Below are 12613 nucleotides of genomic sequence, written 5' to 3' on the forward strand. Positions count from 1 at the left end.
CCTGCACGCAGGTCAAAGGTGAGGTTCCGGACTGCCTCCACGTCACCGCCGTCGGTCTGGTAGACCTTCTTCAGCCCGCGGACGGAGAGGATGGCCTCCGTTTTCGCTGGAGTGGGTTCAGGCTGCATTTTCTACCTCTTTCTGGCCGTGGTACCAGCGCAGGATGTTCCGCTCTGCCCACTGGAAGACGAAGGACATGGCCACACCCAGCAGGCCCAGCACCACAATGCCGGACCACATTTCCGGGATGGCGAAGGACCGCTGGAACTGGACAATGGTGAAGCCCAGCCCGGAGGACGATGCGAACATTTCGGATATCACCATGAGGATCAGCCCGAGGGACAGCGACTGGCGCACGCCGGCCATGATCTGCGGGCTGGCTGAAGGCAGCACCAGGTACCGCACGCGTGCCCAGCCGCTGATGCCGTAGGTGTGGGCTGAATCGGAGAGGACCGGATCCACGGCCCGAACACCTTCAATGGTGTTGAGCAGCACCGGCCAGACGCAGCCGGAAATGATGACCATGATTTTCATGGAGTCGGTGATGCCCATGAGCAGCATCAGCACCGGCACCAGGACCGGAGGCGGGACGGCCCGGAAGAATTCCAGCGTCGGTTCCAGCAGTGCCCGCAGCCACCGGACGGACCCGATCAGGACGCCACCCACCACTCCGATGATAATGGCCACCGCCACGCCCACCACCAGCCTTCCAAGGCTGGGCAGGACATCGGAAAAGAACCTGTCACCGAACCAGACTTTCCCGAACGTCCCTACGAGGTCGGCAGGCCGGGGGACAAAAAAGTTGACCGCACCCAGGGTGGAGGACCACCAGACCAGGACCAGCAGGACCGGCAGGCCCACGATGTAGCCGAGGTTCTTCAACGACCTCACACGATCACCTCCGACCGGACCGAGGAGTGCCATGCAAGGATCCGCTTCTCGATCTGGCGCATCACAATGTTGATCAGGACACCGATCAGGCCGGTGGCCAGCACCAAGGCGTACATCCCGGAGATGGCACCGCCGGACTGGGCGAGGGCAATCTCCCGGCCAAGGCCCGGGGAGCCGATCACCAGTTCCGCCGTGATGGCCAGGACCAGCGCCACCGCGGCGGCAAGCCGCACCCCCGTCATCAGGTAGGGCAGTGCCGTGGGAAACACGACGTACCGGATCCGCGCCATCGTGCCCAGCCCGTAGGTCTTGGCGGTGTTGTTGGCCACCATGTCGACGTCAGCCACGCCGTACAGCACCTGGATGAGGACCTGCCAGAAGGACGCGTACACGATGAGCAGCAGGGACGATTCGATCTTCACCCCGAACAGCAGCACGGCCAACGGGATAAGGGCCACCGACGGGATGGGGCGCAGGAACTCGATGGTGGAGTTGGTGGCCTTCCGGAGGAAGCCGCTGGAGCCGATGATAAAACCCAGCAGGACCGCGGCAGCCACGGCGATCAGGAGGCCGAGGAACCACGCCTTCATGGTCTCGCCCACCGCTACCCAGAAGGCCGTCAGGCCGAAGTCGACAACCAGGGCGGCTATGACTTCACTGGCAGGTGGAAGGAACCGTTCGTTGATCAGGCCGAGCCGGGGGATGAGCTCCCAGGTGGCCAGGAATCCAATAATCCCTGCGATCCCGAGCAGTTGTTTCGCTGCTCCCTTGCCGCCCTGCCTGCGGGGCCGCTCCGCCCGTGGAGCGGCCCCGCCGGTGGCCAGGGTTCCTGTGCTCACGGGAGGAGGTCGTCTGCACTCGGAGCTTTGGTCAAGGTGCCGTACTTGGCCGCGGCGTCGCCGAGCGTCTTGAAGGCGTCCTTGTCGAAGTCAACGCGGTAGCGCGGCAGGATCATCTTGGCGCGGGTGGCTTCGTCGATCTTGGTGTACGTTCCCACGATGTCCCGGACTTCCTGCGGGTGTTCCTGGGCGTACTCAAGGGACTTGTTCATGGCCCGGGTGAACTTCTCGGTCAGCTCCGCTTTGCCTTTGATGGTGTCACCCTTGGTGAAGTAGCCTGCGATGTCCAGTTCGGGGCTCATCTCCACGAAGTTGGACGACACCACGGTTCCGCCCTCAGCCACGGCCTTGGACAGGAAAGGCTCCAGGATCCACGCAGCATCCACCTGCTTGTTGGCCAGGGCCGCGGGGGCGTCCGGGAAGGCGACCTCCACGAATTTCACCCCGCTGGGATCACCGCCGTCCTTCTCGATCACCGATTTGATGGTGGTGTCACCGATGTTGGAGAGGTTGTTCACCGAGACAGTCTTGCCGGCAAGGTCCTTCGCGGACTTGATGTCCGAGCCGGCCGGGGCCACCACGCCACCGATGTCCTTGCCCTTCTCGCCCGTGGTGGAGGCGCCGTTGGCGACGAACTTCAGGTCCAGCCCCTTGTCCTTGGCGACCATCACCGAGATCAGGTTGGAGAAGGCGAAGTCGAAGCTGCCGCTGACCACGCCCGGCACGATCGCCGCGCCGCCGGTAGCCGTCTGGATATCCAGCTGGAGGCCTTCGTCCTTGAAGAATCCCTGCTTGTCGCCGAGGTAGATGGGGGCGCAGTCCACGATGGGGATCACGCCCACGCTGACCTTGGTCAGGCCCGCACCCCCGCCGCCCGTGGCCGGCGCGCTCCCGCCTCCGGTGGAACTTGGCGAGCCGCTTCCGCAGGCCGCCAGCCCAAGGACAGAGGCAACTGCCAGGATGGAAATAAGACGACGTTTCATGATCACTCCTTCGTGCCCATGACCAGGAGCTGACCAGCCCCAAGCCCCGATGTTCGGCATCCGAACAAAAGTTCGACTATCTGATTCAACCATGGTACGACTGCCGGCACACCCTTGTACGGCCCATTGTTACAGGTCTGAGACTGCCCCGTAAGGGACCGTTTCCGGTGGTCAGGCTGGATTGGACGTGTCCACAGCGGCTCCCTGGCCGGAATGGCTTAGGCCTGGGCGCCGCCGGCGGCCAGGCGCGTTTCCAGGTTGTTGAAGAAGACTGCCAGCATCAGCTCGAAGGCTTTGGTTGCCGCTTCAGGCTCGTTCATGACCACGAAGTCGAACTGCAACCCGTAGAACGTGGAGGTGAAAAGCCGCGCGTCCGTATCGGCAAACTCTTCGGCGATGCCCTGCACCATGAGCCAGTCGCGGGTTTGGTGGTGGAGCATCCGGAAGTGCTCCTGCGAGGTCCCCCTCGGTTCGGCAGCCACGATGTCCTGCGCAGTCGCTTCGAATTCCAGGCGGGTGAGGTGCCGGTTCCTCTGGGCCATGGTCCACTGCCAGGAGTCCAGCAGGAATTCCCGCCAGGCCGCCCTGTCGATGTCGCGCACATCCGTATTGCGCATCCGGTCCAGCCGGGACTCGATCGAAACGACAATGTCATTGATCAGCTGGTCCCTGCTTCCGAAGTGGTACACCAGCACGTAGGCGCTCATGCCCAGGCCCTCGGCGAGGCTCCGGAAGGTAAGCTCGGCGAGCGTCTTGTCCATCAGGTAATCCAGGATCGCGGCCAGGAGCTCTGCCTTGCGTTCGGATCGTGTGGGACGGGCCATGGGTCCATCTTAGGTTCGGAGCATCCGGCGGGTGACGCCCGCGCACAAGCTGCCACACCCCGCTTAAACGGCGCTGCCCCGCACCGCTTTTGCGGGGCAGGGCAGCTCCTGGCAAGCCAGGGCATTTACAAGGGGGCGTCAGGCGCGGGTGAGCTCGTCCTCGCCGTCGCGCGCTTTCTCGGCGGCGGGTCCGTTGACCGCCGTGCTGGCGTCGCCGAAGCGCTCGTTGAGGCGGGAGTGGCGCTGGCCGTAGGAGAAGTAGATCGCCATGCCGATGACCAGCCAGATGGCAAAGAAGATCCACGTCTCCACCGCAAGGTTGGTCATGAGGTAGAGGCACAGCACCGCGGACACGATGGGCAGGACCTTTCCGAAGGGGACGCGGAATGCGGGCTTCAGGTCAGGGCGCTTCTTGCGGAGCACCAGGATGCCGAGGCTGACCACCACGAACGCGGACAGCGTTCCGATGTTGATCATTTCCTCCAGCAGGTCCACGTTGGTCAGCCCGGCAACCACGGCGACGGCGGCCCCGCAGATGATCTGGAGGCGCACCGGCGTCGAACGCTTGCTGGTCTTGGACAGTGCGCGGGGAAGGAGCCCGTCCCGGCTCATGGCGAGCACCACGCGGGACAGGCCCATGAGGAGCACCATGATCACGGTGGTGAGGCCCACCAGCGAGCCGAAGGCAATGATCTTGGCGGCGGAGGTGTCCCCCACTGCTTCGAAGGCAGTGGTGAGGGTGGGGTTCTTGGCCTCGGCCAGCTGCGTGTAGGACACCATGCCGGTGAGGGCCAGCGATACCAGGATGTAGAGCAGGGTGACCAGGGCCAGGCCGCCGAAGATGCCGCGCGGCAGGGTCTTCTGCGGGTTCTTCACTTCTTCCGCGGAGGTGGCCACCACGTCAAAACCGATAAAGGCGAAGAACACCAGGGCGGCGCCGGCGAAGATGCCGAGGGTGCCGTACTGGGCGGGGGCGGCCCCGGTGAGGAAGCCGAAGAAGGACTGCTTCAGGACGTCGGCTCCGCCGGTGCCGCCGGTCGGCTCAGCGGCCGGGATGAACGGGGCGTAGTTCTCGAACTTCACGTACGTGAAGCCCACCACGATGACAAAGAGGACGACGCCGATCTTGATCAGGGTGAAGATGTTGCCTACGCGGGCGGACAGCTTGGTGCCCAGGACCAGCAGCACGGTGAACACCGCGACGATCAGGAAGGCGCCCCAGTAGAGGTCGACCCCGCCCAGGGAGATGGCCGGCGGGATGTCGGCGCCCATGAGGGCGAATACCTTGCTGAGGTAGATGCCCCAGTACTTGGCGATCACGGCCGCGGCGGTGAAGAGCTCCAGGATCAGGTTCCAGCCGATGATCCAGGCCAGAAGTTCGCCCATGGTGGCGTACGTGAAGACGTACGCGGAGCCCGCCACGGGGATGGCGGTGGCAAACTCGGCGTAGCACATGATGGCCAGCGCGCAGGTGACGGCGGCGATGGCGAAGGACAGGGTCACGGCGGGACCGGAGAAGTTGGCCGCCGCCTTGGCGCCAACGGAGAAGATGCCGGCGCCGACAGCAACCGCGACGCCCATGATCATCAGGTCCCAGGTACTGAGGGAGCGCTTCAGCTTGCGCCCGGGCTCATCGGCGTCGGCAATCGACTGCTCGATGGATTTGGTCCGGAGAAGGTTCATTGGGGATCACAATCCTGGTTTCGGATGGAAACAGACCTATTAACGGTAGTGTCCATCCACTGGACGGGCCCAATTGTCCCGAATGGTGAGACGGTTACTCTGCCGAACTTTATTCCGGGAAAGGACTTGGGACCCACCGCATGGAGGGTCCCAAGTGCTTTCCGACCGAACGGGCCTAAGCCGGCCAATCCATCAGAGTGGACCGGATCAGGAACCTTTTTCCCTCCGGGGCCTCGACAGAGAAGCCGCTCCCCCGCCCCGGCACAACGTCCACCGTGAGGTGCGTGTGGCTCCAGTAGCTGAACTGCTCCCGCGACATCCAGAATTCCAGCGGCTGCGGCTCCAGCCCCTCGGACAGGTCAAACATGCCCAGCAGGACGTCCGAGCTGCCCGTGATGAAGTCGCCGGCGGGATAGCACATGGGCGCGGACCCGTCGCAGCAGCCGCCGGACTGGTGGAACATGAGCGGGCCGTGCTGGAGCCACAGCTTCCGCAGCAGCTGTACGGCCGCCGGGGTAAGCGCCACCCGGGAAAAGTCCTCCCCGGGCAGCGTCACCCCGGCGTCAAGCCTGTCCAGCTGCATCAGAACCTCAGCACCACGCGGCCGTCGATCTTGGCGTGCTTCATTTCATCGAGGACGGCGTTGATTTCCGGGAGCTCCCGCACGGACACCGTGGGGTGGATCTTGCCCTGGGCGTAGAAGTCCAGGGCCTCCTCCAGGTCCTGGCGGGTCCCCACGATGGAGCCGCGGACAGTCAGTCCCTTGAGCACAATCTCGAAGATCGGCGCGGGGAAGTCGCCCGGCGGCAGCCCGTTGAACACAATCGTGCCGCCCCTGCGTGCCATGCCGATTGCCTGCCCGAAGGCCGAGGGATGCACGGCGGTGACCAATACTCCATGGCATCCTCCTGTTTCGCGCTGGATGACTTCCGCTGGATCCTCGTGCAGGGCATTGACCGTCAGCTCGGCCCCATGCGCCTTCGCCAGGGCCAGCTTGTCGTCGGCGATGTCCACCGCCGCCACCCGGAGGCCCATGGCCACGGCGTACTGCACGGCGATGTGCCCGAGTCCGCCGATGCCGGAGATGGTGACCCACTGGCCCGGCCTCGCTTCGGTCATCTTCAAGCCCTTGTAGACGGTGACGCCGGCACAGAGCACCGGCGCCACCTCGACGGGGTCGGATCCCGCCGGTATGCGGGCGGCGAAACGGGTGTCCACGAGCATGTACTCGCCGAACGAACCGTCCACGCTGTAGCCGCCGTTCTTCTGCGCCTCGCACAGGGTTTCCCATCCGGTGCGGCAATACTGGCAGTCGCCGCAGGCGGACCACAGCCAGGCATTGCCCACCAGGTCGCCGACCGCCAGGTCGGTGACGCCCTCGCCGAGGGCCACCACTTCTCCAACGCCCTCATGGCCGGGGACGAAGGGCGGCGAGGGCTTCACGGGCCAGTCGCCCTCGGCCGCATGGAGGTCGGTGTGGCAGACCCCGGTGGTCAGGACCTTGACCAGGGCTTCCCCGGGCCCCGGGGTGGGGACTGCGATGTCCTGGACCTGCAGGTCCTTGCCGAATTCGGTTACTACTGCTGCTTGCATTGTCGTCGTCATTGGCGAAATCCTTGCGTTGGTGTAGCGGGATAAGGCGGTCTAGAAGAAGCCGAGCTTGTTTTCGTTGTAGCTGACCAGCAGGTTCTTGGTCTGCTGGTAGTGGTCCAGCATCATGGCGTGGTTCTCGCGCCCGATGCCTGAGGACTTGTAGCCGCCGAACGCGGCGCCCGCCGGGTAGGCGTGGTAGTTGTTGACCCAGACGCGGCCGGCCTGGATTTCACGGCCGGCGCGGTAGGCCACGTTGCCATTGCGGGACCAGACGCCGGCGCCGAGGCCGTAGAGGGTGTCGTTCGCGATGCCCATGGCGTCGGCGTAGTCGCTGAACTTCGTTACGGCCACCACGGGCCCGAAGATCTCCTCCTGGAAGATCCGCATCTTGTTGTGCCCCTCGAAGACAGTGGGCTGCACGTAGAAACCGCCGGCGAGGTCTCCCGGCAGCTCCGCCCGGGCGCCGCCGGTCAGGACCTTGGCGCCTTCCTGCTTTCCGATGTCGATGTAGGACAGGATCTTCTCGAGCTGGTCGTTGGAGGCCTGGGCACCCACCTGAGTCTCGGTGTCCAGCGGGTTGCCCTGCACCATCTTCTCCACCCGGGCCACGGCGTCGGCCATAAAGGACTCGTAGATGTCCTCCTGGACCAGCGCGCGGGACGGGCAGGTGCACACCTCGCCCTGGTTGAAGGCGAACAGGGCGAAGCCCTCCTGCGCCTTGTGGTAGAACGCGTCGTTCTCCTGGGCCACGTCGTTGAAGAAGATGTTGGGGCTCTTGCCGCCAAGCTCGAGGGTGACGGGAATGAGGTTCTGACTGGCGTACTGGCTGATCAGCCGGCCGGTGGTGGTTTCGCCGGTGAACGCGATCTTCCGGATGCGGGGGCTGGAGGCCAGCGGTTTGCCGGCTTCCACGCCGAAGCCGTTGACCACGTTGACCACACCGGCGGGCAGCAGGTCGCCGATGAGTTCCATCAGGACCAGGATCGACGACGGGGTCTGCTCGGCGGGCTTGAGCACCACCGCGTTGCCGGCGGCGAGGGCGGGCGCCAGCTTCCAGACGGCCATCAGGATGGGGAAGTTCCAGGGGATGATCTGGCCCACGACGCCGAGCGGCTCGTGGAAGTGGTAGGCGGTGGTGTCCTCGTCGAGCTGGGAGAGCGAGCCTTCCTGGGCGCGGACGGCGGAGGCGAAGTAGCGGAAGTGGTCCGCGGCGAGCGGAAGGTCCGCGTTGAGGGTCTCGCGGATGGGCTTGCCGTTGTCCCACGACTCGGCGACGGCGAGCATTTCCAGGTTCTCGTCGATGCGGTCGGCAATCTTGTTCAGGATCGCGGCGCGCTCTGCCACGGAGGTCTTGCCCCAGGACGGGGCGATCTTGTGCGCGGCGTCCAGCGCCAGTTCGATGTCCTCCGCGGTGCCGCGGGCCACCTCGCAGAAGGCCTTGCCCGTGACCGGGGTGATGTTTTCAAAGTACTGGCCCTTCACCGGGGCCACCCACTCGCCGCCGATCCAGTTCTCGTAGCGGTCCTTGAACGTGACTTTCGAGCCTTCGGTTCCGGGCTGTGCGTAAACGGTCATTGCTAGCTCCTTTGCTGTGCAGGAGGCTTCCCGTACGGGATGAGCCAATGCAGCCAGCGTAGGAGCAGGCAGGTTGCAGGAAGGTTGCAGCCAAGTAAGCCAGCTCACACTGCGGCGAACTACGACGGCGGTGCGGCGTTAGGCGCGGAGTTCGGCCTCCAGCCGCTCCAGCTCAGCCACGACGGCGGCGCGTTTGGGTGAGCGGGCAGGCAGGAGGCGGAGGGCCGCACGCCGCACGCCGACGTCGTCCCTTGCCTCCGGAAGTCCGGCGTACCGAAGGAGGGACTCCGCGCTGCCGTCCGTCATGACCGCCTCGCGGAGCAGTGACGAAACGCTGGTGCGCAGGTCCACGATGCCGGGCGCCTCCGAGCGCGGGAGCACCGCGCCACGGTAGATCTCCAGTGCGATCCGGTGGGCACCGCGCTGCAGGCAGCTCAGCACCTGGCCGCTGTCCGGCACCAGGTCCATGGTGAGCTTGTAGGGCCGGGACCCGGGCACGGCCGCGGGGTTGAGCTGCTGCAGGACCTTGCGCAGCCTGACCATTTCGGCGCGCAGGGTCATGGTGGAGCCGTCACCCGGGTACAGGAGGGCGCTGAGTTCCTCGGCGCTCAGGCCGTCCGGGTGTGAGCTCAGCAGGGCGAGGATTTCGCTGTGGCGGGCGGACAGCACCGCCGTCTTCCCTTCGATGCTGAGCAGGGCCTGGTCGCGGCCCAACAGCTGGAGGCTGTTGCGGTACAGGCTGCCTTCCTTCGCCCCTGCCCCCGGTGACCTGGAAGCGCTGCCCGCGCTCCGCCGTCGTACTGGCCTGCTGGCCAGCGTGGCCGCCAGCTGCAGCCGTTCAACGCGCAGCTGCGCCTGGGCGGCAGCCACGGTCGCCTCCACGAGGGACAACGTGTGGGGTGCCACTGCGGTGGCCGTGCCGGTGATGTCCACTACGCCCAGGACGGCACCGGAATCGGGATCGTGGAAGGGAACGGCGGTGCAGCTCCAGGGATGGACGGTGCGCTGGTAGTGCTCGGCCCCGGCAATCTGGATTCCCCGGCCCAGGGCCAGGGCTGTTCCGGGCGCGCTGGTGCCCACGGTGGCCTCGGACCAGTCGGCACCCGGAACAAACATCATGCCCTCGGCGCGGCGCTGCAGCACGGGGTCCCCGTCCACCCACAGGAGCCGGCCTACCTCGTCACCCACTGCCACCAGCAGTCCGCTGTCGTGGCTGGGCTGGACCAGGAGCTTGTTGATGACCGGCATGATGGCGGCCAGTGGGTGCTGGCTGCGGTAGTCCTCCAGCACGTCGCGGTCCATGGCGAGCGGAGCTGCGGGGCTGTCCGGATTCGCCTTGAAATGGGCCGACCGCTGCCAGGACTCCCTGATGAGCTTGCGCAGGCCTGGAATTTCCGGGGTGCCGGCCGCGGCACCATCCAGCAACTCATGCCCGGCAAGGGCTGCCCGCTGGTGCGGCTCGGCGGCCGGCTGGATCAGGTTCGTCATCGAACTCCCAATGATGGTGCGCGGCATTCGTTCTGCCAGCCCGGCAATTGTACATCCCTCAGCCAGCTGGACGGCGGCCGGAATGCGTTGCTTTTGGCGCCCGTGGCAGGGCGGTCCCTGGAACGGCGCGGCTGCGGGAACCGGATGCCTGCAAAAGTCACGCAAACAGGTTTTGCGTCAGCCGCCAACCGGGATGTCAGCCGCGGGAGATGCGGATCATCTCCTCGCGGGGCACCACCTTGATGCGTTCGCGGACCACGTGGTCCAGGCCCTCGGGCCCGCTCCAGGCCGCGCCGAGTCCGGCCTCATGGGCGTCGAGCCTGTTCCAGCCCTCCCACGTGGTGTATTCGATGCCGCGCTCCTCCAGCAGGTCGATAATCGCCTGCGGGTCAGGGTTCTTGGCCGGGGGCAGGGTCAGCCGGTCCTCAAGGAGGAAACCGATGGTTTCCAGGGCGTCGCCCTTGGTGTGCCCAATCAGGCCCACCGGCCCACGCTTGATCCAGCCCGTGGCATAAATGCCGGGCACCGGGTTGCCTTCTGCGTCCAGGACCCGGCCGCCTTCATTGGGGATGACGCCCCGCTTGGCGTCGTACTCGAGTTCGTCCAGGGCGGAGCCGTGGTAGCCGATGGCCCGGTAAACAGCCTGGACCGGGTACTCGACGTACTCCCCCGTGCCCTTCGCATTGCCGGTGCCGTCAAGCTGCATACGCTCAAACTTGATCCCACCCACCTTGCCGCTGCCGTCGTCCAACAGCTCAACCGGGCTGTGCAGGAAATGCAGGTGCAGCCGCCGGGAGGACGGGTTCTCGGATTCGGTGTGCTCCTCCACCAGCCAGTTGGTGAGGGTATTCACCATGGTTTTGATCTGGTTGTTGCTGCGGATGGCGTCATCGGAGGCTTCGTCGAACTCAAAGTCCTCGGGGTAGAGCACGATGTCCACGTCGTTCATGTGGCTCAGTTCCCGCAGCTCCAGGGGCGTGAACTTCACCTGGGCCGGGCCCCGGCGGCCGAACACGTGCACGTCCGTGACCGGCGAAGCCTTCAGCCCCTGGTACACGTTGTCCGGAATCTCGGTGCTCAGCAGTTCTTCGGGGTGCTTGACCAGCATGCGGGCCACGTCCAGTGCCACGTTGCCGTTGCCGATCACAGCGATTTCCTTCGCCTCCAGCGGCCACGCCCGGGGGACGTCCGGGTGGCCGTCGTACCAGGACACAAAGTCCGCGCCGCCGAACGAGCCCTGGAGGTCGATGCCGGGGATGTCCAGGTCCGCGTCCTTGACCGCGCCGGTGGAGAAAATCACGGCGTCATAGAAGGCCCGGAAATCGTGCAGGGTGAGGTCCCGGCCGTACGTGACGTTCCCCAGGAACCGGATGTCGCCGCGGTCCAGGACCTTGTGCAGGGCGTTGACGATGCCCTTGATCCGCGGATGGTCCGGCGCCACACCGTACCGGATCAGGCCATAGGGCGCCGGGTAGGCCTCGAAGAGGTCGATGCTGACCTCGAAGTCGCCGTCCTTGACCCCGCTGGACTTGGTGAGGATGTCCGCAGCGTAGACACCGGCCGGCCCCGCGCCCACAATGGCGACGCGGAGGGGACGGGAGGAGGCGGATTCGCTGTGGTTGGACACCGGAAGCCCTTCTGAACTGGCCATGTTGATGAAAATGCGCCGAACAGGTAGCGCACAGTCCCCTATTCTAGGCCTCAGCCGCTTTTCGCCAGCGGAACCACGTCACCCTCGCGGTACAGCAGGGCCCTTAGCTCGGCCTCGGCCGAATCGGGCCGTTTGGGATCAATGGTTTCGCCCTCGTGGTAGTGGTCCAGCACGCGCGGATCCACGTAGCTCTTACGCGCGATCGACGGCGTGTTCCCCAGCACCTCGGACGCCTCCACCATGGCCCGGGCGATGGCCCTCTTGCGCTTGGCCGCCGTCCGCTGGGCGCCCGTGCGGGCCAGGCTGGCCGCCGCCGCAACCGTGCCCCGCAGGGTCCGGAAGTCCTTGGCCGTGAAGTCGGACCCGGTCCGTTCCTTCACGTAGGCGTTGATGTCGGCACTGGTGACGGGCTTCCACTGCCGCCCTTCCTTGTACGCCAGGAGCCGGGCGTTGGGGCCGCGCCGCTTGAGCAGCCGCAGCAGGGCGGCGAGGTCGGCGTCGCGGATTTCCGACTCCCAGTCCTTGCCGCTCTTGGCTGGGAACCTCAGGAGGATGCGGTCCTTGCGCACCGTGACATGGGCGCAGAGCAGGGTGGCCAGTCCGTGGCTGCCGTTCTCGTTCGTGTACCGCTCCGACCCCACGCGCAGCGACCCGCTGTCAAGCATCCGGAAGGCCCCGGCCAGGACCCGGTCACGCGAAAAACCCTCACTGCGCAGGTCCATGGTGACCCTGCGGCGGGCCGCCGGCAGCGACTCCGCCAGCTGCAGGGACCGGTCAAATTTCACCCGGTCCTTCCGTTCCCGCCATTCCGGGTGGTAGATGTACTGGCGCCGGCCAACCCCATCCACGCCTGTTGCCTGGATGTGCCCGTTCTCGAACGGGGCAATCCAAACGTCGGTCCACGCCGGCGGAATGCCGATGCTTTCCAGCCGGTCCCGGACCGGGCCGGGCGGCAAGGTGGAGCCGTCCAGGTCCCGGTAGCTGAAGCCTTTACCGGCAGCAACACGGCGGTAGCCGCGGCCCGAGGCATTGCTGCGGCGGAGCCTCATGGGGCCGCGTCCGGCCGCTTGGCGAAAGTCATAAAAG

General features: G+C 65.8%; 11 protein-coding genes. All 11 read right to left on the minus strand.

The window, feature by feature from the left end; all coding sequences use genetic code 11:
* Window positions 1–117: 117 nt before the first annotated feature.
* The 11 genes from KTR40_RS13845 to KTR40_RS13895 all read right to left on the minus strand — a co-directional run bounded on the left by KTR40_RS13845 (window position 118) and on the right by KTR40_RS13895 (window position 12576).
* Window positions 118–891, minus strand: coding sequence for an ABC transporter permease (locus tag KTR40_RS13845; protein WP_228404085.1), 774 nt, complete (start codon window positions 889–891; stop codon window positions 118–120).
* On the minus strand, window positions 888–1730 hold the full coding sequence (locus KTR40_RS13850; RefSeq protein ID WP_139030014.1) for an ABC transporter permease: 843 nt from the start codon (window positions 1728–1730) through the stop codon (window positions 888–890). The genes KTR40_RS13845 and KTR40_RS13850 overlap by 4 nt, the downstream gene beginning before the upstream one ends.
* Entirely contained in the window at window positions 1727–2713 is a 987-nt protein-coding gene (locus KTR40_RS13855) for an ABC transporter substrate-binding protein (RefSeq protein ID WP_228404086.1), read from the minus strand. The genes KTR40_RS13850 and KTR40_RS13855 overlap by 4 nt, the downstream gene beginning before the upstream one ends.
* A 218-nt stretch (window positions 2714–2931) precedes the next feature.
* On the minus strand, window positions 2932–3537 hold the full coding sequence (locus KTR40_RS13860; protein ID WP_228404087.1) for a TetR/AcrR family transcriptional regulator: 606 nt from the start codon (window positions 3535–3537) through the stop codon (window positions 2932–2934).
* 138 nt (window positions 3538–3675) lie between these two features.
* Window positions 3676–5220 carry an amino acid permease gene (locus tag KTR40_RS13865; RefSeq protein ID WP_228404088.1) on the minus strand — a complete coding sequence of 515 codons (1545 nt, stop codon included), beginning with the start codon at window positions 5218–5220 and terminating at the stop codon, window positions 3676–3678.
* A gap of 175 nt (window positions 5221–5395) precedes the next feature.
* Window positions 5396–5803, minus strand: coding sequence for a DUF779 domain-containing protein (locus KTR40_RS13870; protein WP_139030018.1), 408 nt, complete (start codon window positions 5801–5803; stop codon window positions 5396–5398).
* Window positions 5803–6825 carry an alcohol dehydrogenase AdhP gene (adhP, locus tag KTR40_RS13875; RefSeq protein WP_171059069.1) on the minus strand — a complete coding sequence of 341 codons (1023 nt, stop codon included), beginning with the start codon at window positions 6823–6825 and terminating at the stop codon, window positions 5803–5805. The genes KTR40_RS13870 and adhP overlap by 1 nt, the downstream gene beginning before the upstream one ends.
* 39 nt (window positions 6826–6864) lie before the next feature.
* On the minus strand, window positions 6865–8388 hold the full coding sequence (locus tag KTR40_RS13880; protein WP_228404089.1) for an aldehyde dehydrogenase family protein: 1524 nt from the start codon (window positions 8386–8388) through the stop codon (window positions 6865–6867).
* A 138-nt stretch (window positions 8389–8526) separates the two neighbouring features.
* The gene (locus KTR40_RS13885; RefSeq protein WP_139030020.1) at window positions 8527–9876 is read right to left on the minus strand and encodes a GAF domain-containing protein; all 1350 of its coding nucleotides are present in this window, start codon (window positions 9874–9876) and stop codon (window positions 8527–8529) included.
* A gap of 196 nt (window positions 9877–10072) precedes the next feature.
* Entirely contained in the window at window positions 10073–11527 is a 1455-nt protein-coding gene (locus KTR40_RS13890; protein ID WP_370633139.1) for an FAD-dependent oxidoreductase, read from the minus strand.
* 50 nt (window positions 11528–11577) lie between these two features.
* Window positions 11578–12576 (minus strand): DNA topoisomerase IB, encoded by a 999-nt coding sequence (locus tag KTR40_RS13895; RefSeq protein ID WP_228404090.1) that lies wholly within the window; start codon window positions 12574–12576, stop codon window positions 11578–11580.
* Between the last annotated feature and the right edge of the window lie 37 nt (window positions 12577–12613).

The sequence above is a fragment of the Pseudarthrobacter sp. L1SW genome, from assembly GCF_020809045.1.
Classification (GTDB): Bacteria; Actinomycetota; Actinomycetes; order Actinomycetales; family Micrococcaceae; genus Arthrobacter.

What these genes read in the sequence shown, in the direction of transcription:
- KTR40_RS13870 (WP_139030018.1), bottom strand. Translation starts at nt 5,803, where the DNA reads ATGCAGCTGGACAGGCTTGACGCCGGGGTGACGCTGCCCGGGGAGGAC.
- KTR40_RS13895 (WP_228404090.1), bottom strand. Translation starts at nt 12,576, where the DNA reads ATGAGGCTCCGCCGCAGCAATGCCTCGGGCCGCGGCTACCGCCGTGTT.
- KTR40_RS13885 (WP_139030020.1), bottom strand. Translation starts at nt 9,876, where the DNA reads ATGACGAACCTGATCCAGCCGGCCGCCGAGCCGCACCAGCGGGCAGCC.
- KTR40_RS13880 (WP_228404089.1), bottom strand. Translation starts at nt 8,388, where the DNA reads ATGACCGTTTACGCACAGCCCGGAACCGAAGGCTCGAAAGTCACGTTC.
- KTR40_RS13855 (WP_228404086.1), bottom strand. Translation starts at nt 2,713, where the DNA reads ATGAAACGTCGTCTTATTTCCATCCTGGCAGTTGCCTCTGTCCTTGGG.
- KTR40_RS13865 (WP_228404088.1), bottom strand. Translation starts at nt 5,220, where the DNA reads ATGAACCTTCTCCGGACCAAATCCATCGAGCAGTCGATTGCCGACGCC.
- KTR40_RS13860 (WP_228404087.1), bottom strand. Translation starts at nt 3,537, where the DNA reads ATGGCCCGTCCCACACGATCCGAACGCAAGGCAGAGCTCCTGGCCGCG.
- KTR40_RS13890 (WP_370633139.1), bottom strand. Translation starts at nt 11,527, where the DNA reads ATGGCCAGTTCAGAAGGGCTTCCGGTGTCCAACCACAGCGAATCCGCC.
- adhP (WP_171059069.1), bottom strand. Translation starts at nt 6,825, where the DNA reads ATGACGACGACAATGCAAGCAGCAGTAGTAACCGAATTCGGCAAGGAC.